General features: G+C 66.4%; 28 protein-coding genes. 1 reads left to right on the top strand and 27 read right to left on the bottom strand.

The window, feature by feature from the left end; translation table 11 throughout:
* Positions 1 to 71 precede the first annotated feature (71 nt).
* Complete coding sequence (locus BLA15945_RS26400; RefSeq protein WP_059236492.1) at positions 72 to 818, bottom strand: Nif3-like dinuclear metal center hexameric protein; 747 nt, start codon at positions 816 to 818, stop codon at positions 72 to 74.
* Positions 819 to 839: 21 nt separating this feature from the next.
* Between BLA15945_RS26400 and BLA15945_RS26395 the strand changes: the two genes are divergently transcribed.
* The gene (locus BLA15945_RS26395) at positions 840 to 2,045 is read left to right on the top strand and encodes a Do family serine endopeptidase (RefSeq protein ID WP_059236494.1); all 1,206 of its coding nucleotides are present in this window, start codon (positions 840 to 842) and stop codon (positions 2,043 to 2,045) included.
* Between the two features lie 201 nt (positions 2,046 to 2,246).
* On the opposite strand, the gene tatC is transcribed toward BLA15945_RS26395, so the two are convergent.
* The 26 genes from tatC to thiE form a co-directional block, all read right to left on the bottom strand.
* On the bottom strand, positions 2,247 to 3,035 hold the full coding sequence (tatC, locus tag BLA15945_RS26390) for a twin-arginine translocase subunit TatC (RefSeq protein ID WP_059232561.1): 789 nt from the start codon (positions 3,033 to 3,035) through the stop codon (positions 2,247 to 2,249).
* Between the two features lie 41 nt (positions 3,036 to 3,076).
* Positions 3,077 to 3,607, bottom strand: a complete 531-nt coding sequence (gene tatB / locus BLA15945_RS26385) for a Sec-independent protein translocase protein TatB (protein WP_174993766.1) — start codon at positions 3,605 to 3,607, stop codon at positions 3,077 to 3,079.
* Between the two features lie 26 nt (positions 3,608 to 3,633).
* Positions 3,634 to 3,864, bottom strand: coding sequence for a Sec-independent protein translocase subunit TatA (gene tatA, locus BLA15945_RS26380; protein ID WP_059232563.1), 231 nt, complete (start codon positions 3,862 to 3,864; stop codon positions 3,634 to 3,636).
* A 94-nt stretch (positions 3,865 to 3,958) separates the two neighbouring features.
* Positions 3,959 to 4,324: a histidine triad nucleotide-binding protein gene (locus tag BLA15945_RS26375; protein WP_059232564.1), complete on the bottom strand. Its 366-nt coding sequence runs from the start codon at positions 4,322 to 4,324 to the stop codon at positions 3,959 to 3,961.
* 31 nt (positions 4,325 to 4,355) lie between these two features.
* Positions 4,356 to 4,748, bottom strand: a complete 393-nt coding sequence (locus tag BLA15945_RS26370) for a DUF4870 family protein (RefSeq protein WP_059236499.1) — start codon at positions 4,746 to 4,748, stop codon at positions 4,356 to 4,358.
* A 71-nt stretch (positions 4,749 to 4,819) separates the two neighbouring features.
* Positions 4,820 to 5,185, bottom strand: coding sequence for a phosphoribosyl-ATP diphosphatase (locus BLA15945_RS26365; protein ID WP_059232565.1), 366 nt, complete (start codon positions 5,183 to 5,185; stop codon positions 4,820 to 4,822).
* Entirely contained in the window at positions 5,182 to 5,598 is a 417-nt protein-coding gene (hisI, locus tag BLA15945_RS26360; RefSeq protein ID WP_059232566.1) for a phosphoribosyl-AMP cyclohydrolase, read from the bottom strand. Before hisI ends, BLA15945_RS26365 begins: the two co-directional genes overlap by 4 nt.
* Positions 5,598 to 6,371, bottom strand: a complete 774-nt coding sequence (gene hisF / locus BLA15945_RS26355) for an imidazole glycerol phosphate synthase subunit HisF (RefSeq protein ID WP_006751800.1) — start codon at positions 6,369 to 6,371, stop codon at positions 5,598 to 5,600. The genes hisI and hisF overlap by 1 nt, the downstream gene beginning before the upstream one ends.
* A gap of 105 nt (positions 6,372 to 6,476) precedes the next feature.
* Positions 6,477 to 7,232: a 1-(5-phosphoribosyl)-5-[(5-phosphoribosylamino)methylideneamino]imidazole-4-carboxamide isomerase gene (hisA, locus tag BLA15945_RS26350; RefSeq protein ID WP_059232567.1), complete on the bottom strand. Its 756-nt coding sequence runs from the start codon at positions 7,230 to 7,232 to the stop codon at positions 6,477 to 6,479.
* Positions 7,233 to 7,681: 449 nt separating this feature from the next.
* Complete coding sequence (gene hisH / locus BLA15945_RS26345) at positions 7,682 to 8,323, bottom strand: imidazole glycerol phosphate synthase subunit HisH (RefSeq protein WP_014898304.1); 642 nt, start codon at positions 8,321 to 8,323, stop codon at positions 7,682 to 7,684.
* Positions 8,320 to 8,940, bottom strand: coding sequence for a YchE family NAAT transporter (locus BLA15945_RS26340; RefSeq protein WP_059232568.1), 621 nt, complete (start codon positions 8,938 to 8,940; stop codon positions 8,320 to 8,322). Before BLA15945_RS26340 ends, hisH begins: the two co-directional genes overlap by 4 nt.
* A gap of 62 nt (positions 8,941 to 9,002) precedes the next feature.
* On the bottom strand, positions 9,003 to 9,590 hold the full coding sequence (gene hisB, locus BLA15945_RS26335; protein ID WP_059232569.1) for an imidazoleglycerol-phosphate dehydratase HisB: 588 nt from the start codon (positions 9,588 to 9,590) through the stop codon (positions 9,003 to 9,005).
* Between the two features lie 62 nt (positions 9,591 to 9,652).
* The gene (gene hisC / locus BLA15945_RS26330) at positions 9,653 to 10,726 is read right to left on the bottom strand and encodes a histidinol-phosphate transaminase (RefSeq protein ID WP_059232570.1); all 1,074 of its coding nucleotides are present in this window, start codon (positions 10,724 to 10,726) and stop codon (positions 9,653 to 9,655) included.
* 133 nt (positions 10,727 to 10,859) lie between these two features.
* On the bottom strand, positions 10,860 to 12,176 hold the full coding sequence (gene hisD, locus BLA15945_RS26325; RefSeq protein ID WP_059232571.1) for a histidinol dehydrogenase: 1,317 nt from the start codon (positions 12,174 to 12,176) through the stop codon (positions 10,860 to 10,862).
* A 24-nt stretch (positions 12,177 to 12,200) separates the two neighbouring features.
* Entirely contained in the window at positions 12,201 to 12,854 is a 654-nt protein-coding gene (gene hisG / locus BLA15945_RS26320; protein WP_059232572.1) for an ATP phosphoribosyltransferase, read from the bottom strand.
* Complete coding sequence (gene murA / locus BLA15945_RS26315; protein ID WP_059232573.1) at positions 12,851 to 14,200, bottom strand: UDP-N-acetylglucosamine 1-carboxyvinyltransferase; 1,350 nt, start codon at positions 14,198 to 14,200, stop codon at positions 12,851 to 12,853. Before murA ends, hisG begins: the two co-directional genes overlap by 4 nt.
* 14 nt (positions 14,201 to 14,214) lie before the next feature.
* A complete protein-coding gene (locus BLA15945_RS26310; RefSeq protein ID WP_006477131.1) occupies positions 14,215 to 14,454 on the bottom strand; it encodes a BolA family protein in 240 nt (79 codons plus the stop codon).
* Positions 14,455 to 14,510: 56 nt separating this feature from the next.
* Positions 14,511 to 15,266, bottom strand: coding sequence for an ABC transporter permease (locus tag BLA15945_RS26305; protein ID WP_059232574.1), 756 nt, complete (start codon positions 15,264 to 15,266; stop codon positions 14,511 to 14,513).
* Entirely contained in the window at positions 15,263 to 16,189 is a 927-nt protein-coding gene (locus BLA15945_RS26300) for an ABC transporter ATP-binding protein (RefSeq protein ID WP_059232575.1), read from the bottom strand. The genes BLA15945_RS26305 and BLA15945_RS26300 overlap by 4 nt, the downstream gene beginning before the upstream one ends.
* A gap of 192 nt (positions 16,190 to 16,381) precedes the next feature.
* Positions 16,382 to 16,657 carry an STAS domain-containing protein gene (locus BLA15945_RS26295; protein WP_027788544.1) on the bottom strand — a complete coding sequence of 92 codons (276 nt, stop codon included), beginning with the start codon at positions 16,655 to 16,657 and terminating at the stop codon, positions 16,382 to 16,384.
* Positions 16,654 to 17,283, bottom strand: a complete 630-nt coding sequence (locus BLA15945_RS26290; RefSeq protein WP_059236505.1) for an MlaC/ttg2D family ABC transporter substrate-binding protein — start codon at positions 17,281 to 17,283, stop codon at positions 16,654 to 16,656. Before BLA15945_RS26290 ends, BLA15945_RS26295 begins: the two co-directional genes overlap by 4 nt.
* A 111-nt stretch (positions 17,284 to 17,394) precedes the next feature.
* The gene (locus BLA15945_RS26285; protein ID WP_174993803.1) at positions 17,395 to 18,333 is read right to left on the bottom strand and encodes an MlaA family lipoprotein; all 939 of its coding nucleotides are present in this window, start codon (positions 18,331 to 18,333) and stop codon (positions 17,395 to 17,397) included.
* Between the two features lie 31 nt (positions 18,334 to 18,364).
* Positions 18,365 to 18,910 carry an outer membrane lipid asymmetry maintenance protein MlaD gene (mlaD, locus tag BLA15945_RS26280; protein ID WP_059236507.1) on the bottom strand — a complete coding sequence of 182 codons (546 nt, stop codon included), beginning with the start codon at positions 18,908 to 18,910 and terminating at the stop codon, positions 18,365 to 18,367.
* A 30-nt stretch (positions 18,911 to 18,940) separates the two neighbouring features.
* Positions 18,941 to 19,708 (bottom strand): lipid asymmetry maintenance ABC transporter permease subunit MlaE, encoded by a 768-nt coding sequence (mlaE, locus tag BLA15945_RS26275; RefSeq protein WP_006477137.1) that lies wholly within the window; start codon positions 19,706 to 19,708, stop codon positions 18,941 to 18,943.
* Positions 19,705 to 20,526 carry an ABC transporter ATP-binding protein gene (locus tag BLA15945_RS26270; protein WP_059232577.1) on the bottom strand — a complete coding sequence of 274 codons (822 nt, stop codon included), beginning with the start codon at positions 20,524 to 20,526 and terminating at the stop codon, positions 19,705 to 19,707. The genes mlaE and BLA15945_RS26270 overlap by 4 nt, the downstream gene beginning before the upstream one ends.
* 84 nt (positions 20,527 to 20,610) lie before the next feature.
* Positions 20,611 to 21,556: thiamine phosphate synthase (thiE, locus tag BLA15945_RS26265; RefSeq protein WP_174993765.1), on the bottom strand; the 946-nt coding region annotated here is incomplete at its 5' end.

Below are 21,556 nucleotides of genomic sequence, written 5' to 3'. Positions count from 1 at the left end.
CGATTAAATCATTTCGCATTTAAGCGAACGCTTCATTGCGAAATTTCGATGCACCGCCGCAAATCCGCCGTTCAGACCGGGTTATGGATATCGATAAAAAGGTGTTCGAGATCGAATTCTTCGGACAAGTGGGCGCCAAGTGCCTGGATTCCGTAACGTTCGGTCGCATGGTGCCCCGCCGCAACGAACGCGACGCCGCTCTCGGCCGCCGTGTGCGTCACGTATTCGGACACCTCGCCGGTCAGGTACACGTCCGCGCCGGCGTCGATCGCCGCGTCGAAATAACTCTGCGCGGCGCCCGTGCACCACGCGATGCGACGCAGTTGCATCTCCGGGTCGCCGAGCACGAGCGGCGTGCGGCCGAGCGTGCGCTCGACCTTCGCGACGAAGTGCTCGAGCGTGACGGGCATCGGCAGCGTCGCCATCCAGCCGAGATCGCCTTCGCCGAAACGCTGCTCGCCGATCAGCCCGAGCTTGTCGCCGAGCTGCGCGTTGTTGCCGAATTCGGGATGCGCGTCGAGCGGCAGGTGGAACGCGAACAGGTTCAGGTCGTTCGCGAGCAGCAGCTTCAGGCGCTGGTACTTGCGGCCCGTGATCTGCGGCGCCTCGTTGCGCCAGAAATAGCCGTGATGGACGAGCACGGCATCTGCCCCCCATTCGAGCGCCGCCTCGAGGAACGCGACCGACGCCGTCACGCCGGTGGCGATCTTCTCGATCTTGCGGCGCCCCTCGACCTGGAGGCCGTTCGGGCAATAGTCCTTGAAGCGCGCGGTTTCAAGGGTATTGTTCAAGTACAATTCAAGTTCGATCCGATCCATATAAACCTCTAATCCATTCAGATGCTTAGACGCTTCTGGCTGTTCTTCGCGCAGGCGGTTACCGTGCTGCTCGCGCTGATGTTCATCGTCGTGACGCTCAAGCCGCAATGGCTGCAACGGCAAGGACAGCTCGGCAAGCAGCTCGCCACGCCGATCGTTGCGCTGCGGGAAGTCGCGCCGGGCATCGGCGGCGCACCGGCGACCACGTCGTACGCCGAAGCTGCGCAGAAGGCGATGCCGGCCGTCGTCAACGTGTTCTCCAGCAAGGACGGCTCGCTGCCGCCCGACCCGCGCGCAAAAGATCCGCTGTTCCGCTACTTCTTCGGCGACCGCAACGCCCGCAAGCAGCAGGACGAACCGGCAGCCAACCTTGGCTCGGGCGTTATCGTGAGCCCTGAAGGTTACATTCTAACGAACCAGCACGTCGTGGACGGCGCCGACCAGATCGAAGTCGCGCTCGCCGACGGCCGTACGGCCACCGCGAAGGTGATCGGCAGCGATCCCGAGACCGATCTCGCCGTGCTGAAGATCAACATGACGAACCTGCCGACGATCACGCTCGGCCGCTCCGACCAGTCGCGGGTCGGCGACGTCGTGCTCGCGATCGGCAACCCGTTCGGCGTCGGCCAGACGGTCACGATGGGGATCATCAGCGCGCTCGGCCGCAATCACCTCGGCATCAACACGTTCGAGAACTTCATCCAGACCGATGCGCCGATCAACCCCGGCAACTCGGGCGGCGCGCTGGTCGACGTGAACGGCAACCTGCTCGGGATCAACACGGCGATCTATTCGCGCTCGGGCGGCTCGCTCGGCATCGGCTTCGCGATTCCCGTGTCGACCGCGCGCACGGTGCTCGAAAGCATCATCACGACGGGCTCGGTCACGCGCGGCTGGATCGGCGTCGAGCCGCAGGACGTCACGCCGGAGATCGCCGAGTCGTTCGGGCTCCAGCAGAAATCGGGCGCGATCGTCGCGGGCGTGCTGCAGGGCGGCCCGGCCGACAAGGCCGGCATCAAGCCGGGCGATATCCTCGTGAGTGTGAACGGCGAGGAGATCACCGACACGACGAAGCTGCTGAACACCGTCGCGCAGATCAAGCCCGGCACGCCGACCAAGGTGCACGTCGTGCGCAAGGGCAAGGAGCTGGACGTGAACGTCGTGATCGGCAAGCGCCCGCCGCCGCCGAAGCAGGCGCTCGACGAGCAGGACAGCGATACCGAATGAGGGTCGACAGACGGGCGGCGCGACACCACGCGCGTTGCCGTCGGTGGAAATGAAAAAGGGCAGCCGGTCGGCTGCCCTTTTGCTTTGCGTCGATCGATTCGCGTTGCCGGGAACGTGGTCACCACACGCTTGGCGGCTGACGGCGCCGCCGGGCCGCTCAGGCCTGACCGGAAGGCCAGCCCGCCACCCGGCGCGCCGCCGTCAACTCGCGGCTTCGCCGTTCCCCGCCTCGCTCTCTTCGGCCGGCTTCTTCGGCACGAAGAACCGCGCGGCCAGCAGCCCGATCTCGAACAGCACGATCAGCGGCAGCGCGAGCATCAGTTGCGAGAACACGTCCGGCGGCGTGACGACCGCCGCGACCACGAATGCGCCGACGATCACGTAGGGCCGCATCTCCTTCAGCTTCTTCAAGGACAGCACGCCCATCCGGACGAGCAGCACGACGACGATCGGCACCTCGAATGTCACCCCGAACGCGATGAACATCCCGAGCACGAAGCTCAGGTAGTTGTCGATGTCGGTCGTCATCTCGGCCCCGAGCGGCGCGTTGTAGTGCGCCATCACGCGGAAGATCGTCGGGAACACGAGGAAGTACGCAAATGCCATCCCGCACAGGAACAGCACGTAGCTGCTGCCGACGAGCGGCGTGACGAGCTTCTTCTCGTGCTGGTACAGCCCCGGCGCGATAAACGCCCAGATCTGGTACAGCACGACCGGCAGCGCGATCACGAGCGCGACGAGCATCGTGACTTTCATCGGCACGAAGAACGAGCCGGTGACGTCGGTGACGATCATCTTGCCGTCTTTCGGCAGGTTCTCCATCAGCGGCCGCGCGAGCAGCCGGAAGATGTCGGGCGCCCAGTAGACGAGCCCGAGGAACACGACGATCACGGCCAGGCCCGCGCGAATGATGCGATCGCGAAGCTCGACGAGATGGGAAATGAAGGTTTCTTCCGGGGCGTCGCCCGGGTTCTGCTGGGGGTCGCTCACGCCGGCCCTCGGTAGGATTGACGAGCGAGCATGCGCTCGGCTCAGAAGAAGCGCGTCGGCCGGCGCAGGCTGGCCGGCTGGTGGCGCGCGACACGCGCGGCGCCCGACTGCACATGCGTACGGCGGGTGGTCGTGCGTTTGTACCAGACAGGCGTCGCCGCCTGCTTCACGCGCCAGTTGCGGCGCTTCGGCGCAAGCGCGGCCGTACTGCCGCGCCACGACGGCGCCGCAGGGGCGCCGGAACCGTAGGACCCGGCGTCGCCGGAAGCCCCGTCAAGACCGCCGACCGCGGAATGCCACGTGTCGTTCAGGTCTTTCTCGTGCTCGCGCAGGTTGTCGTGAATCGTCGTCTCGACATTGCGCGCGGCCGATTCGAAATCGGTTTTCATCGTCCGCAACGCGTCGAGTTCGATTTCGCGCGAGACCTCGGCCTTCACGTCGTTGATGTACCGCTGCGCACGGCCGAACAGCGCGCCTGCCGTACGCGCGACGCGCGGCAGGCGCTCGGGGCCGAGCACCACGAGTGCGACGACGCCGATCAGCGCCATCTTGGAAAGACCGAGATCCAGCATCGCGAATGCCTGTCAGCGTGCCGGCGTTACGCCTTGTTCGAATCGGAACGCGTCGTTTCCTTCGCGTTGACGTCGACCGAGCCCGTGCGCGGCAGTTGCTGCGCGTCGGCCGGCGTTTCGCCTTCCTTCATGCCGTCCTTGAAACCCTTCACGGCGCTGCCGAGATCGTTGCCGATGTTGCGCAGTTTCTTCGTACCGAATACCAGCGCGACGATCAGCAGCACGATCAACCAGTGCCAAATGCTCAATCCACCCATGATGAAACCTCTCCTCAACCACGCCGCTACGCGGCGCAAATCGCCGGCGACGCGCCGGCTTCGACTATCGGATGCGGGGAAACGCCCCGCGTCGTCAACCCATCCGCTGCCAGGGGCGCGGGCCGGCCAGGATATGCGCGTGCAGGTGGTATACCTCCTGCCCGCCACCCGGACCCGTATTGATCACCGTGCGAAAACCGGTTTCGCCGCCCGTATACGCGACGCCGAGCTGGTCGGCAAGACGCGCGACAAGCAGCATCAGCCGGCCGAGCATCGGCGCATCGGCCTCGCCCGCCGCCGACAGCGTCGGCAGATGCTGGCGCGGAATCACGAGCACGTGCGTCTCGGCCGCCGGGCGGATGTCGCGGAACGCGACGAATTCGTCGTCCTCGTGCACTTTCGTGCTCGGGATCTCGCCTGCCGCGATCTTGCAGAACAGGCAATTCGGATCGTGACTCATGTTGCTCCTGCAGACACCCGCGCGCGGCCGGTCAGAACCACGCCTGCGGATCGAGCGTCTTGTTGTCGTTCAGGTACAGCCAACCCTTGATGATACGGTACAGCGTCCAGATCCATGTGACAAACATCACTGCAAATCCGATCACCACGAACGCCAGCGCGAACCCGATCACGTAAGCGATCAGCGCGCGCCAGAACGTGCGGATCTGCCACTCGAAGTGATCGGCGTACGGCGTGCCGGCCACATCGCCACGCTTCACGTAGTTGATGATGATCGCGATGATGCCCGTGACGCCGCCCGTCAGCCAGTGAAATGCATAAAGGCCGTAGAGCACGTGAGTCAGCGTGCGCAGCCCGTTCAGGCGCTCGGCATCCGCCGCCCCCGGCACCGCAGGCGTCGGAAACTGGTTCGACGTATCGTTCATGATGCTACCCCCGTTAGATGACAATTCTTACAGCTTACCGCACTGTCGCCACCGCGGCGGGGCAACGCCTGTCACCCGCCGTTTTCCTCGCGCTCGCGGCGCTTGCGCAGCGCTTTTTCCTCGATGCCCGACAGGCCTTCGCGGCGCTCGAGTTCGGCGATCACGTCGGCCGGGCTCAGGTCGAAGTGCGACAGCATCACGAGGCAGTGGAACCACAGGTCGGCCACCTCGCTGACGAGCGCGGTCGGCGCGCCGCCCTGGCGCACGTCCTTCGCGGCCAGCACGACTTCCGTCGCCTCTTCGCCGATCTTCTTCAGCACGGCATCGTCGCCCTTGTGGAACAGGCGCGATACGTACGATTGGTCGGGGTCGCCGCCCTTGCGGCCATCGATCACGGCCGCGAGGCGCAGCAGCGTGTCTTGAGTCGATTGCGTCATTTGTAGATGTGTTCGGGATCTTTCAGCACCGGTTCGACCGTGACCCAGTCGCCGTGGTCGACGGTGCCTTCGAATTTCTGGAAGAAGCACGAATGCCGGCCGGTGTGGCATGCGATGCCCGACACCTGCTCGACCTTCAGCAGCACGACGTCCTCGTCGCAATCGAGCCGCACCTCGTGCACGTGCTGCACGTGGCCCGACTCCTCGCCCTTGAACCACAACCGCTTGCGCGAGCGCGAATAGTAGACCGCGCGCTGCGTCTCGATCGTCTTCGCGAGTGCCTCGCGGTTCATCCACGCGAACATCAGCACGTCGTTCGTCGACGCTTCCTGCGCGATCACCGGCACGAGGCCGTTGTCGTCCCAGCGGACCTTGTCGAGCCACGCGGGCAGGGATTTCGTTTCCGTATTCATCACAGCCTCACCGGGATGCCCTGGTCGGACATGAAGCGTTTCGCCTCGCCGACCGTGTGCTCGCCGTAGTGGAAGATGCTCGCGGCCAGCACTGCGTCGGCGCGGCCGTCCTTGATGCCGTCAGCCAGATGCTGCAGCGACCCGACGCCGCCCGATGCGATCACCGGCACGGGCACCGCGTCCGACACGCCGCGCGTGAGCGCGAGGTCGAAGCCCGACTTCGTGCCGTCGCGGTCCATGCTCGTGAGCAGGATCTCGCCCGCGCCGAGCTCGGCCATCTTGCGCGCCCATTCGATCGCGTCGAGGCCCGTGTTCTTGCGGCCGCCGTGCGTGAAGACTTCCCAGCGCGGCGTCTCGCCGTCGGCCGACACGCGCTTCGCGTCGATCGCGACGACGATGCACTGCGAGCCGTACTTGTCGGCCGCGTCGCGCACGAGCTGCGGGTTCGCGACCGCCGACGAATTCATGCTGACCTTGTCCGCGCCCGCGTTCAGCAGGCGCCGCACGTCCTCGACGGCACGCACGCCGCCGCCGACGGTCAGCGGAATGAACACCTGCGACGCGACGGCTTCGATGATCGGCAGGATCAGGTCGCGCTGGTCGGACGTCGCGGTGATGTCGAGGAACGTCAGTTCATCGGCACCCTGGTCGTCGTAGCGGCGGGCGATTTCGACGGGATCGCCGGCATCGCGCAGCTCGACGAAGTTGACGCCCTTGACGACACGCCCGGCTGTCACGTCCAGGCAGGGGATGATGCGTTTAGCTAGAGCCATGATGTTGCGCCAAATGCCGCGCTGGGACGGCCGGTTGCGGAAGCCTCGCGCGAGGCTTCCGGTCGGGGCCGCCTGCGGGCAGCCCCGGCGAACGGGACAACCGCGTTACGCGTTGTCGAGTTCGCCGTTCAGTTCGTCCGCGCGCTTTTGCGCGGCCGCGAAATCGAGATCGCCGGAGTAGATCGCACGGCCGCAGATCACGCCTTCGACGCCGTGCTCTTCCACTTCGCACAGGTTCTCGATGTCCGTGAGGTTCGACAGGCCGCCGCTGGCGATCACCGGGATGCCGACCGCCTGCGCGAGCTTCACGGTCGCATCGATGTTGATGCCCTGCAGCATGCCGTCGCGGCCGATGTCCGTGTAGACGATCGATTCGACGCCGTAGTCCTCGAACTTCTTCGCGAGATCGATCACTTCGTGGCCGGTCAGCTTGCTCCAGCCGTCGGTCGCGACCTTGCCGTCCTTCGCATCGAGGCCGACGATGATGCTGCCGGCGAACGCGGTGCACGCGTCCTGCAGGAAGCCCGGGTCCTTCACGGCCGCCGTGCCGATGATCACGTAGGACAGGCCCGCATCGAGGTACTTCTCGATCGTCTCGAGGCTGCGGATGCCGCCGCCGAGCTGTACGGGGATTTCATCGCCGACTTCGTCGAGGATCGCTTCGATCGCCTCGAGATTCTTCGGCTTGCCGGCGAATGCGCCGTTCAGGTCGACCAGATGGAGCCGCCGGGCGCCGAGATCAACCCACTTGCGGGCCATCGCCGCCGGGTCCTCGGAAAAAATCGTGGCCTGGTCCATATCGCCCTGTTTCAGGCGCACACACTGACCGTCTTTGAGATCGATGGCCGGAATCAGCAACATAGCAATCGGGTGTCGTCGTGGAAAAAGAAAAGAATCCGGCGCGTACCGGCCAATCCGGTACCGCGCCGTCTCGCTAGTTTAGTACAACTCTTTCGGCGCTTAGGGCCTGTTCCCGCCAATAACGGGCTTGCGAACGTGCGTTGCCGGTCGTCGTGCAACGAGTGAGGAGCGCCGTTTGGCCGAGCCAAACAAGCGACGATCGACGCCGCAATACGGCCGGCAACGCACGTTCCCGCAATTCAACAAAATCCTTCCTGGGGCTGGCCGCCAGAAGGGCCGATCGCCACGTCATACTCGTCGCGAATACGTCGAGTATTCGCTTCGTCGCAATCCTTGCGCTCGGCCCTTCTGGCGGCCAGCGCAAGCCCGTTATCGGCGGGAACAGGCCCTCGTGTGAGCCCCGTGCGACAGGCCTTTCCAGCCCGCCAACTGTGGCACGCACGCGACGTTCACGGTTTCCAGTGTACGAAGTTGCGATACAGACGCAACCCGACCTCCGCGCTTTTCTCGGGGTGGAATTGGGTCGCGAAGAGATTATCCCGCGCGACCGCGGACGTAAACGGCGCGCCGTATGCCGTTTCGCCAACCGTATGCGCCGGGTTGTCCGGCGTCACGTAATAACTGTGCACGAAGTAGAAATAGGCGTCGTCGGGCACGCCGTCCCACAGCGGGTGCGGCTGCGACTGGCGCACGCGGTTCCAGCCCATCTGCGGCACCTTGAAGCGCGAGCCGTCGTCCTGCAGGCGGCCGTCGAGCTCGAAGCGCACGACCTTGCCGGGCAACAGGCCGAGGCCCTTCGTGTCGCCTTCCGCGCTCCAGTCGAACAGCATCTGCTCGCCGACGCACACGCCGAGCAGCGGCTTCGTGCGCGACGCCTCGATCACGGCCTCCTGCAGGCCCGATTCGCCGAGACAGCGCATGCAGTCGGGCATCGCGCCCTGGCCCGGCAGCACGACGCGGTCGGCCGCGCGAATCGCAGCCGGCGTGTCGACGATCGCCACGTCGGCGGCCGGTTCGGCCTTCTTGAGCGCCTGCGCGACCGAGCGCAGGTTGCCCATCCCATAATCCACAATCGCAATCGAAGTTTTCATCTCAGTGCAGGCAGTAGCGCCCTCAGTCCATTGACGATGAATTCCACCGCCAGCGCCGACAGCATCAGACCCATCAGCCGCGTGGCGATGTTGATGCCCGTGCGGCCGATCCAGTTCGCGATCGGCTCGGCGAGCCGCATCGCGACGAAACACAGAAAAGCCAGGACCGCGCCGATCGCGACCAGCCCGGCCCGTTCATACCAGTGATGCGCGTTCGCCGCATAGATGATCACCGTGCTGATCGAGCCGGGGCCCGTGAGCAGCGGTATCGCCAGCGGCACGACCGCGATGTTGTCCTTCAGCTCGGCCTCGTGGCGCTCCTCCGGCGTCGATCGCGTGTTGCCGATCTGCGCGTTCAGCATGTTGATCGCCATCAGCAGCATGATGATCCCGCCGCCCACTTCGAGCGACCCGACCGAAATGCCGAAGAAGTTGATGATCTGCTGCCCGAGCAGCGCGGTCACCGTCATCACGCAGAACACCGACACCGCGGCGATCCGGATCGTGCGACGCCGCTCGTCGTCCGTCTGCTGCGCCGTCAGGCTCAGGAAGAACGGCACCGCACCGACCGGATTGATCAGCGCCAGCAGCGAAATGAACGATTTGAGCAGATCCATCGCAAGCCGGCGCCGCGCGCCGAAGCCGTGAGGTTGTCCTTAGCGTCCGTCCGTTCGGAAGTTCAGAGGCTGCCCTTGGTCGACGGAATCTGCCCCGCCGCACGTTCGTCCAGCTCCACCGCCGCGCGCAGCGCACGGCCGAAGGCCTTGAACACCGTCTCGAGCTGATGGTGCGCGTTGATCCCGCGCAGGTTGTCGATGTGCAGCGTGACGCCCGCGTGGTTCACGAAACCGCGGAAGAATTCGATCGACAGGTCGACGTCGAACGTGCCGATCCGCGCACGCGTGAACGGTACGTGGAATTCGAGGCCCGGCCGGCCCGAGAAGTCGATCACGACGCGCGACAGCGCCTCGTCGAGCGGCACGTACGAATGGCCGTAGCGGCGGATGCCCTTGCGGTCGCCGATCGCCTTCGCGACGGCCTGACCGAGCGTGATGCCGACGTCCTCGACCGTGTGGTGGTCGTCGATATGCGTGTCGCCATGCGCTTCGACCTCGAGATCGAACAGACCGTGTCGCGCGATCTGGTCGAGCATATGGTCGAGAAACGGCACGCCGGTGGCCAGCTTCTGCTGGCCGGTGCCGTCGAGATCGAGCTTCACACGGATCTGCGTTTCGCTGGTATTGCGAACGACTTCCGCCACACGCATGGCAATTCCTTGATTGAGTCTGATGTAAATGGGGATTGATCGTCGCGCGCCGCGCCCTGGGCTCAACCGGGCAGCGCGAGTTTCAAGGCGGCCAGCAGGCGGGCGTTTTCGTCGGGAGAACCGACGGTCAGCCGCACGCATTCGGCCAGCAATGGATGCATTTTACTCACGTTTTTGACCAGCACCCGCTCGGTGAGCAGCGCATCGAACACGGCGGCCGCATCCGGCACCCGCACCAGCAGGAAATTGCCGGCGCTCGGGAACACCGTCGCGCCCGGCAGCGCGGCCACGGCCTGCGCGAGACGCGTGCGTTCCGCACGCAATTCGGCCGCCTGCGCATCGAGCACGCCGAGGTGGTCGAGCAGGAAATCGGCGGTCGCCTGGGTCAGCACGTTGATGTTGTACGGCGGGCGCACCTTGTCGAATTCGTTCAGCCACGCGGGCGAACCGACGAGATAGCCGAGGCGGATGCCCGCGAGGCCGAGCTTCGACACCGTGCGCATCACGACGACGTTGTCGAACTCGGCGGCGCGCGGCAGCCACGAACGCTCGGCGAACGGCTGGTACGCCTCGTCGATCACGATCAGGCTGTGCCGCGCGGCGGCAATGATCCGTTCGACGTCGGCATCGTCGTACAGCGTGCCGGTCGGGTTGTTCGGATACGCGAGATAGACGATCGCCGGCCGGTGCTCGGCGATCGCCGCGAGCATCGCGTCGACGTCGAGCGTCAGGTCGGCCTTCAGCGGCACGCCGACGAATTCGAGCTGCGCGAGCTTCGCCGACAGCTCGTACATCACGAAGCCCGGCACCGGCGCGAGCACCTTCGCGCCCGGCTGCGCGCACGCGACCGAGATCATGCTGATGATCTCGTCGGAACCGTTGCCGAGCAGCACGTCGCATCCGGCCGGCACGCGCATCGCGTGGCGCAGCTTGTCGAGCAGCGCGGCCGGGCGCGGCGCCGGGTAGCGGTTCAGCGCGACCTGCGCAAGACGCTCGCCGAGCGCCGCCGCCAGCGCTTCGGGCAGTGGATACGGGTTCTCCATCGCGTCGAGCTTCACGAACCCGCTCGCGTCGGGCACCGGGTAGCTCGTCATCGCGAGCACGTCGCGGCGGATGATGTCTTGTGGCGTCGTCATGGTCTCAAGCCGGCGTGCGTCGCGCCGGCATCAAATGGTCGGCAAGGCGGCGGCTGCCGCCCTGCACTCGTCTCCAGCCCCGGGGGGATGCAGCCGGCGCCGGCGCATCGGCGCCCGCCCCGGCCCCGCCCCGTCAGCTCTTCATCCGGAACTCGGCGCTCTTCGCGTGCGCCTGCAGCCCTTCGCCGTACGCGAGCTCGGAAGCGATCTCGCCGAGCGTCTGCGCGCCTTCCGCGCTGACTTCGATCAGGCTCGAACGCTTGATGAAGTCGTACACGCCGAGCGGCGACGAGAAGCGCGCGGTGCGCGACGTCGGCAGCACGTGGTTCGGGCCTGCGCAGTAGTCGCCGAGGCTCTCGCTCGTATAGCGGCCGAGGAAGATCGCGCCGGCGTGGCGGATCTGCTGGCCCCATTGCTGCGGCTCCAGCGCCGAGATTTCCAGGTGTTCCGGCGCGATGTCGTTCGCGATCCGGCACGCTTCAGCCATGTCGCGCACCTTGATCAGCGCGCCGCGGCCTTCGAGCGATGCGCGGATCACGTCCTGGCGCGGCATCGACGGCAGCAGCTCGTCGATCGCCTTCGCGACGCGGTCGAGGAACGCGCCGTCCGGGCACAGCAGGATCGACTGCGCGAGTTCGTCGTGCTCGGCCTGCGAGAACAGGTCCATCGCGACCCAGTTCGGATCGGTCGTGCCGTCGCACAGCACGAGAATTTCCGACGGCCCGGCGATCATGTCGATGCCGACCGTGCCGAACACGCGGCGCTTCGCCGACGCGACATACGCATTGCCGGGGCCGCAGATCTTGTCGACGGCCGGCACCGTCGCCGTGCCGTACGCGAGCGCGCCGACCGCCTGCGCGCCGCCGATCGTGAACACGCGATCGACGCCGCCGAGCAGCGCCGCGGCGAGCACGAGGTCGTTCTTCACGCCGTCCGGCGTCGGCACGACCATCACGATCTCGCCGACACCCGCGACGCGCGCGGGAATCGCATTCATCAGCACCGACGACGGATACGCGGCCTTGCCGCCCGGCACGTACAGGCCGACGCGATCGAGCGGCATGACCTTCTGGCCGAGCACCGTGCCGTCGCTTTCCGTGTACTGCCAGCTATGCGTACCGCACTCGATCTTCTGCTTCTCGTGGTACGCGCGCACCCGCGCCGCGGCAGCTTCCAGCGCCGCGCGCGCCTTCGGCGCGAGACCGTCGAGCGCCGTCTGAAGCGCGTCCTGCGGCAGTTCGAGCGCGGCGACGCTGTTCGCGCTCAGCCGGTCGAAGCGGTTCGTGTACTCGAGCACCGCGGCGTCGCCGCGCGACTTCACGTCGGCGAGGATCTGCGCGACCGATTGCTCGATCGCTTCGTCTTCGCTCGCCTCGAATGCGAGCACGGCGCGCAGCGCGGCGCCGAAGCCTTCGTTCGTCGAATCGAGCCTGCGGATGGTGATGGACATGGGAGTTCCGTTACGGTGATGCGCTCAACCGCCATTCTGCGACGCGCGTTCGAACGCGTCGAGGATCGGCTTGAGCGCTGCGCGCTTCAACTTCAGCGCGGCCTGGTTCACGACGAGGCGCGACGAGATCTCCATGATCTCCTCGACCTCGACCAGATTGTTCGCCTTCAGCGTGCCGCCCGAGCTGACGAGATCGACGATCGCGTCGGCCAGCCCGACCAGCGGCGCGAGCTCCATCGAGCCGTACAGCTTGATCAGGTCGACGTGCACGCCCTTCGCGGCAAAGTGTTCGCGCGCCGTTTCGACGTACTTCGTCGCAACGCGCAGGCGCGCGCCCTGGCGCACCGCGTTCGCATAGTCGAAGCCGGCCGGCACGGCCACCGACATCCGGCAGCGCGCGATGTTCAGATCGATCGGCTGGTACAGGCCCGAGCCGCCGTGCTCGACCAGCACGTCCTTGCCCGCCACGCCGAAGTCGGCCGCGCCGTATTCCACGTAGGTCGGCACGTCGCTCGCGCGCACGATGATCACGCGCAGGTTCGGATCGGTCGTCGGCAGGATCAGCTTGCGCGACGTTTCCGGATCCTCGGCCACCTGCACGCCGGCTGCGGCCAGCAGCGGCAGGGTTTCCTCGAAAATCCGGCCCTTCGACAGGGCGAGGGTCAGCGGCGCGGTCATGCTTGGCTCCCGGAAAGGCGGCGCACGTTCGCGCCGACGGCGGTCAGTTTGGCTTCCATGCGGTCGTAACCGCGGTCCAGGTGATAGATGCGGTCGACGAGCGTTTCGCCGTCGGCGCGCAGCCCGGCGATCACGAGGCTCGCCGATGCACGCAGGTCGGTCGCCATCACGTTCGCGCCCGACAGCTTCTCGACACCCGTCACGAGCGCCGTGTTGCCGTCGATCGTGATGTTCGCGCCGAGCCGGTTCAGCTCCTGCACGTGCATGAAGCGGTTCTCGAAAATGGTTTCGACGACCTGCGCGGTGCCCGTCGCGACCGTGTTGAGGGCCATGAACTGCGCCTGCATATCGGTCGGGAACGCCGGGTATTCCGACGTGCGGATCGTCACCGCCGACGGGCGGCGGTCCATCTTCACGCGCAGCCAGCTGTCGCCTTCCTCGATCGACACGCCGGCTTCGCGCAGCTTGTCGATCACCGCGTCGAGGATGTGCGGGCGCACGCCCGTCAGCATCACGTCGCCGCCGGCCGCCGCGACCGCACACAGGAACGTGCCGGCCTCGATGCGGTCGGGGATCACCGAATGGCGCGCGCCGTGCAGCCGCTCGACGCCCTGGATCACCAGGCGATCGGTGCCGATGCCGTCGATTTTCGCGCCCATCGCGACCAGCAGGTGCGCGAGATCGCTCACTTCCGGTTCGCGCGCGGCGTTTTCGATCACCGTCTCGCCGTCTGCCAGCGTCGCGGCCATCAGCAGGTTTTCCGTGCCCGTCACCGTGATCATGTCGGTCACGATGCGCGCGCCCTTCAGGCGCTTCGCGCGTGCTTCGATGAAGCCGTGCTCGATGCTGATCTCGGCGCCCATCGCCTGCAGGCCCTTGATGTGCTGGTCGACCGGGCGCGCGCCGATCGCGCAGCCGCCCGGCAGCGACACCTTCGCCTCGCCGAAGCGCGCGAGCAGCGGCCCGAGCACGAGGATCGATGCGCGCATCGTCTTCACGAGCTCGTACGGCGCGACGAGGTTGTCGACCCGCGACGCGTCGAGCTGCACGCGGCAGCCGTCGGTCTCGCTCTTCACGCCCATCTGGTTCAGCACCTTCAGCGTGGTCCGCACGTCCTTCAGGTTCGGCACGTTGTCGAGGTCGACCGGATCGGCGGTGAGCAGCCCCGCGCACAGGATCGGCAGTGCGGCGTTCTTCGCGCCCGACACGACGATCTCGCCGGACAGGCGCTTGCCGCCTTCGATCACGAGCTTGTCCATCCCCTGTCCCTGCGATTCCCCATTGGCGGCCGGGTGTGCCGTGGCGACGCTCTTGACGGCGTCGCGCTCGTTGACGGTGACTTGCACTCAGTGATTTCCGGTTATGCGTTCTGCCATTCGGCGGGCGTCAGCGTCTTCATGCTGAGCGCGTGAATTTCCTGCTTCATGCGATCGCCGAGCGCCGCGTAGACGAGCTGGTGCCGCTGGATCGGCCGCTTGCCTTCGAAGGCCGCCGACACGATCGTCGCGAAGAAATGCTGGCCGTCGCCTTCGACTTCCAGATGCGTGCAGGCGAGACCGCCGGCGATGTATTGCTTGACCTGTTCGGGAGTCGGCAACATGGTGTAAGGCTCCTGTCGGCGCGCGCCGCCCCGGGGGCGGCCGCTGCCTGTCGATATCAATGACGCAGTTTGTAGCCGGTCGCGAGCAGCCGCATCGCGATCAGCGCGAGCAGCACGAAGAAACCGGTGACGATCGCGAGGCTCGCGAACGGGTTGATGTCGGACGCGCCGAAGAACCCGAAACGGAAGCCGTCGATCATGTAGAAAAACGGATTGAGACGCGAGATCTCGCGCCACACGGGCGGCAGCGAGTGCGTCGAATAGAACACGCCGGACAGGAACGTCAGCGGCATGATCAGGAAGTTCTGGAACGCGGCGAGCTGGTCGAACTTCTCGGCCCAGATCCCGGCGATCAGGCCGAGCGTGCCGAGGATCGCCGAGCCGAGCAGCGCGAACGCAATGATGAACAGCGGCGCCGCGAAATGCATCGGGATAAACCAGATCGTCACGACGAACACGCCGGTGCCGACCGCGAGCCCGCGCACGACCGACGCGAGCACGTACGCGCCGAAGATGTCGCGGTACGACAGCGGCGGCAGCAGCATGAACACCAGGTTGCCGGTGATCTTCGACTGGATCAGCGACGACGAACTGTTCGCGAACGCGTTCTGCAGCACGCTCATCATCACGAGGCCCGGCACGAGAAAGCTCACGTACTCGACGCCCGGATAGACCTCGACGCGGCCCGACAGCGCATGGCCGAAGATCGTCAGATACAGCAGCGCCGTGACGATCGGCGCCAGCACCGTCTGGAACGACACCTTCCAGAAGCGCAGCAGTTCCTTGTGGAACAGCGTTTGAAACCCGCTCATGCCAATCCCTCGATCACCTCGGCCCCGTTCATCACCTGGACGAACACATCCTCGAGGTCGGCCTTGCGGACCTCGATCTCGTCGAACGAGCAGCCCGCCGCGCGGCATTGCGCGAGGATGCGTTCGACATCGTCGTAGCTCGCGAGGCGCAGCAGGTGCTCGCCCGGCGCGCGCGCGGCCGGATCGGACTCCAGCCCGCGCAGCTCGGCCGGCAGCGCGCCCGTCGCGAGCCGCAGGTAGAGCTGCAGCCCCGCGAAGCGGCGCAGCAGCGCATCGGTGCGGTCGAGCGCGACCACTTCGCCACGGCGCAGCATCGCGATGCGGTCGCATAGCGACTCGGCTTCCTCGAGGTAATGGGTGGTCAGCACGATCGTGTGACCCTCGCGGTTCAGGCGCGAGATGAATTTCCACAGCGTCTGGCGCAATTCGACGTCGACGCCGGCGGTCGGCTCGTCGAGCACGATCACGGGCGGCCGGTGCACGAGCGCCTGCGCGACGAGCACGCGGCGCTTCATCCCGCCCGACAGCGCGCGCATGTTCGCGTCGGCCTTCTCGGTGAGGTCGAGATTGGCCATCACTTCGTCGATCCAGTCGTCGTTGCGGCGCAGCCCGAAATAGCCGGACTGGATCCGCAGCGTCTCGCGAACCGAGAAGAACGGGTCGAAGACGAGTTCCTGCGGCACGACGCCGAGCGCGCGACGTGCGCCACGGAAGTCCTTGACGACGTCGTGGCCGCGCACCGAGATACTGCCTTCGTCGGCCCGGGCGAGCCCGGCGAGGATACTGATGAGCGTGGTCTTGCCTGCGCCGTTGGGGCCGAGCAGACCGAAAAACTCGCCTTCCTCGACCGACAGGCTGACGCCTTTGAGCGCCTGAAGCGACTTGTAGCGCTTCTTGACGTGACGGATTTCTATGGCTGACATGACTGTGCGCGACGCAAGGGCCGCGACGCCTATTCTGTGCTTGCTGCGAATGAAAATGGGGGCCGGACGCCGATTGACTGCCCCGCAAAACGCTTGATTATAGGGCAAACCGGCTGGTGGAGCCGGCGCCGGAGGCGCGCGGCCTGAAGCATGCGCACGCCGGCTGGCGCGGCAGGCTCCGGTCGGACAGGGTCAATGTCGCCCGGTGCCTTCGATGAGCGCGTCGACGCCGTAGGCGCGCGCGAGGCTGGCGAGCTTCGGAGGGAGATTGAGGATGTCGAGGGTCGCGCCGCGCGCCTTGGCGGCACGTTGCCATGCGAGCAGCACGGCGAGCGCGGACGAGTCGAACTGCGTCAGCGCCGCGCAATCGACGGCGGTAGCGCCCGCGCCGATGCGCGCAAGACCGTCCGCGAGCGCGGACTTCGCGCTCGCGACGGTCAGCGAGGAACCGGCTTCGAAGCCGCTCACGACGCTTGCTTGCCAGCGGCAAGTTGCTGGTTGCGCTGCGTCAGGAACTGGATCAGGCCGTCCACGCCGCTTTGCTGGATCTTCTCGTTGAACTGCTGCTGGTACGTCTGGATCAGCCACGCGCCGAGCACGTTCAGGTCATACACCTTCCAGCCGCTCGCCGATTTGTACAGACGGTAATCGATCTGGACCGGCTGGCCGTTGTTCATCGCGACCGTCTTGACCACGACATCGGTATCGGCAGGGTCGGCACGGAACGGCGGGTACTGGATCTGCTGGTCCGGCTTCAGTTGCGCCAGCGCACCCGAGTACGTGCGGATCAGCAGCAGCTTGAACTGCTCCTGAACCTGCTGCTGCTGCTCGGCCGTTGCCGTGCGCCAGTTGCGGCCCATCGCGAGCTGCGTGGTGCGGCGGAAATCGGTGTACGGCAGGATGTCCTTGTTGACGATCGTGATGATGCGGTTGGTATCACCCTGCTTGATCGTCTGCTGCTTGACTTCGTCGAGCACCTGCTGCGTCGCCGTCTTGATCAGCGCCTGCGGGTTCGACTGGTCGACTTGCGCGTGAGCTGCGCTGCCGAACGAGAACAGCGCCGCGAAAACGGGGATCAGGAACAGTTTTTTCATCATAGTGACCTGCATGAATGAGTCGATGCAAAGTTTGGAGCAGGTAGCTTACGCGCAAGTTCGCGTACGCTACCGAATGAATCGTTTCCGGCTGTAACGAATGTAAATCCGTCAGTGCAGCCGGATGCTCGGGAAACGGAACCCGCCCGGCGACGGCGGCGCCACCTGCATCGCCGGCACGTTCGTTTCGCTGGCCGGATTCGGCGATTCGGCCGTGCCCGAGGCCGGCGACGCAACCGCCGCGCCCGATGCGCCGGCCGGTGCCGCTGCGCCCGCCGTACCGGCCGCCACCGGTGCCGCGCCGTCTTCCGGCAGGTCGTACTTCGGCAGCGCGTCGTTGCCCGACGTCGCGGCCGCCTCGCCGCGCGCGTTGCTGATCAGCATCTGGCGGCGCTGCAGGTACGCATTGCGCACGAACGAGTACTTGTCGAGCGCCGCGGCATCCAGCACGTCGCCCGCGCCGAGCAGGTTCGAACGCGTGTTCACGAGGTTGACGCCGAACAGGCCCCAGCTCAGGCCATCCGGTTTCACGTAGGTGAGCGGGTTGCCGACGTAGTCGACGCCGAGGCCGGCCGTGTCGCGCAGCGTGCTCGGGCCGAGCAGCGGCAGCACGAGGTACGGGCCCGACGGCACGCCGTAGCGGCCCATCGTGACCCCGAAGTCGGCCGTGTGCTTCGGCAGCTTCGCGATCGTCGCGACGTCGAACAGGCCGCCCACGCCGAACACCGTATTGATCACGACGCGCATGATGTCGCCGACGCCGTCCGCGATCCGCAGCTGCACGATGTTGTTCGCCGCGATGTAGACGTCGCCGATGTTCGAGAAGAAGTTCGTCACGCTGTCGCGCACCGGCTGCGGCACCACGTACTGGTAGCCCTGCGCGACCGGCTTCAGCGCGTACGTGTCGACCGTGTCGTTGAACTTGTACATCGTCCGGTTGAAGCCTTCGAGCGGATCGCCCTTGGTCGGCGTCTGCACGGTCGCGCAGCCGCTCAACGCGGCGACTGCCGCTACCGCCAGCGCTGCGTGCCTGATGCGGATCGTCTGCATGGTCATTACCCTCTTGTTTTCTCTCGTGTGGTTATTGGGCCGCCGCGCCGGACACCGCCGACGCCGGTACCGCCACCGGTGCCGGCGCAGCCGATGCACCGGCTGCCGGCTTCGCACCGCCCGCATCGGCGGCCTTGCTGTACAGGAACTGGCCGATCAGGTTCTCGAGCACGATCGCCGATTGCGTCATCGTGATCGTATCGCCGGCCTTCAGCATTTCCGTGTCGCCGCCCGGATCGAGACCAATATATTGCTCGCCGAGCAGGCCCGACGTCAGGATCTTCGCCGACGAATCCTTCGGGAACGGGTACTGGCCGTCGACATCGATCGTCACGAGCGCCTGGTAGGTATTCGTGTCGAAGCCGATCGACTTCACGCGGCCGACCACGACGCCGGCACTCTTCACGGCCGCGCGCGGCTTCAATCCGCCGATATTGTCGAATTTCATCTTCACTGCATAGGTCGGCTGAAACGACAGCGAGCTCATGTTGCCGACCTTCAGCGCCAGGAACAGCACCGCAAGGAAGCCCACCACCACGAACAGGCCGACCCAGAAGTCGAGAGCAGTCTTTTTCATCGTCATCCCAAAATTTGGCTTGGCTGAGGCTTAGCTGAACATCAGCGCGGTCAGCAGGAAATCGAGGCCGAGTACGGCGAGCGACGCGAACACGACCGTCTTGGTGGTCGCGCGCGACACGCCTTCCGGCGTGGGCTTCGCTTCATACCCCTGATACAGCGCAATGAAGGTCACGGCGAACCCGAACACGATGCTCTTCAGCACGCCGTTGCCGACGTCGGCCCAGACCTGGACTCCGCCCTGCATCTGCGACCAGAACGCGCCCGGATCGACGCCGATCAGCACGACGCCGACGAAGTAACCGCCGAGCACGCCGACCGCGTTGAAGATCGCGGCGAGCAGCGGCATCGCGATGATGCCGGCCCACATGCGCGGCGCGATCACGTTCTTGATCGGGTCGACCGCCATCATTTCGAGCGCGGTGAGCTGTTCACCGGCTTTCATCAGACCGATCTCGGCCGTGAGCGACGTGCCCGCGCGGCCCGCGAACAGCAGCGCGGTGACGACCGGCCCGAGCTCGCGCACGAGCGACAGCGCGACCAGCAGGCCGAGCGCCTGCTCGGAACCGTAGCGGTTCAGCGTGTAATACCCCTGCAGGCCGAGCACGAAGCCGACGAACAGCCCCGACACGGCAATGATCACGAACGAATAGTTGCCGAGGAAGTGGATCTGCTTCGTGACCAGCCGCGGCCGGCGCAGCAGCGGAAAGAATTCCAGCACGAGGCGCACGAACAGCCGCGTGCCGTAGCCCGCGCGCTCGAGGCCGCCGATGACGTAACGTCCGATCGCGCTGATCATGCGCGCCCTCCGCCGAGCCCGAAATCCGCTGCGAGCGGCGGGCTCGTGTAATGAAATTTGAACGGGCCGTCCGGCGCGCCGTCGATGAACTGCCGCACGCTCGGATCGGTCGACGCGCGCAGCTCGTCGGGCGTCCCCTGCGCGAGCACGCCGCCGTTGGCCAGAAAGTACACGTAATCGGCGATCGCGAACGATTCCGGCACGTCGTGCGTGACGAGGATCGAGGTCGCGCCGAGCGCCTGGTTCAGCGTGCGGATCAGGTTCGCCGTAATGCCGAGCGAGATCGGGTCGAGGCCCGCGAACGGCTCGTCGTACATGATGAGCTGCGGATCGAGCGCGATCGCACGCGCCAGCGCGATGCGGCGCGCCATCCCGCCCGACACCTCGGACGGCATCAGGTCGCGCGCGCCGCGCAGCCCGACCGCGTTGAGCTTCATCAGCACGAGGTCGCGAATCAGGTCTTCGGGCAGGTCGGTATGCTCGCGCAGCGCGAATGCGACGTTCTCGAACACCGACATGTCGGTGAACAACGCGCCGAACTGGAACAGCATGCCCATCTTGCGGCGCAGTGCATACAGGCCGTCGCGGGATTGCGTGCCGACATCGGCGCCGTCGAACAGCACCTGGCCGCGACGCGCGCGCACGAGGCCGCCGATCAGGCGCAGCACGGTGGTCTTGCCGCAACCCGACCCGCCCATGACCGCGACGACCTGCCCCCGCCCGAAGCGCAGGTTCAGGTTGGACAGGACGAGGCGGTCGCCGTAGCCAAAGTCGACGTCGCGAAGTTCCAGCAGGGTCTCGGTAGGAGTGGGGCTCACGGAGCTGGCAGTCCTTTTACGCAGAACGCCGAATTATAGGGCCTGCATTGGAATGATGTCGTGACGCCGTTCCAGGCCCTGCGGTCAATGATTGTCAAATTGTCCGGCAAAACATTGCTGCAGCGCAATAAGCGCAGCCCGATAGTCGGCGGCGCCCGTGACCGCACTCACCACCGCGACGCTGCCGACGCCCGTCTCCAGCACGGCCGGCAGCGCATCGAGCCCCACCCCGCCGATCGCGACGAGCGGCGCCCGCGCGCCCGCGAAGCGCGCGTAGCGGGCGATCCGCGCCAGTCCTTGCGGCGGCGCGGCGACGGCCTTGGTGGCGGTGGCGTATACGGGGCCGAGCGCGAGGTAGCTCGGGCGCTCGTGAAACGCCCGCAACATCTCGTAATAACCATGGCTCGAAAGTCCGAGCCGCAGGCCCGCGCGCGCGATCGCCGCCAGATCGGCCGTTTCGAGGTCTTCCTGACCCAGATGAACGCCGTACGCGCCTTCATCTACCGCGATCTGCCAGTGATCGTTGATGAACACGCGCGCATCCGGATAGCGGCGCCCTGCTGCGACCGCACGCGCGATTTCCCGACGCAGCGCGTCCGGCGTTGCGCCTTTCACGCGCAGTTGCACGGTCCGCGCGCCGCCATCGAGCACGCGTTCGACCCATTCGGCGTCCGGTACGACCGGATAGAGGCCGAGTTGCGCGGGGCAGGGCGCAAACGCCGGCTCCGGCGCGGGCGGCAGCCCGGCAACACGGGGGAACCGCGCGGCGTCGACCGGCCACGCGTCGTCGGCGCGCGTCTCGTCGCCGTCGCGCCACGCCAGCGCGAGCACCAGCGCGTCGACCGGCGCGAAGCCGCAATCGAGGAATGCCGCGAGCGCCGCGATCCAGTCGTCCGCGAGCGGATGCGCGGCTTCGAGCGCGTAACGCGCGCCCGCCGCATGCAGCACCGCGCCCTGCTCGTCGAATTCGATCGCGACCGCGCCCGGCGAGGCCGGCCGCGACGCGGCCGACGCGCGCGCCTGCGCGGCG

The organism is Burkholderia arboris (assembly GCF_902499125.1).
In the GTDB taxonomy this organism is placed as follows: Bacteria; Pseudomonadota; Gammaproteobacteria; order Burkholderiales; family Burkholderiaceae; genus Burkholderia; species Burkholderia arboris.
This window is presented reverse-complemented; position numbering and strand designations above follow the sequence as displayed.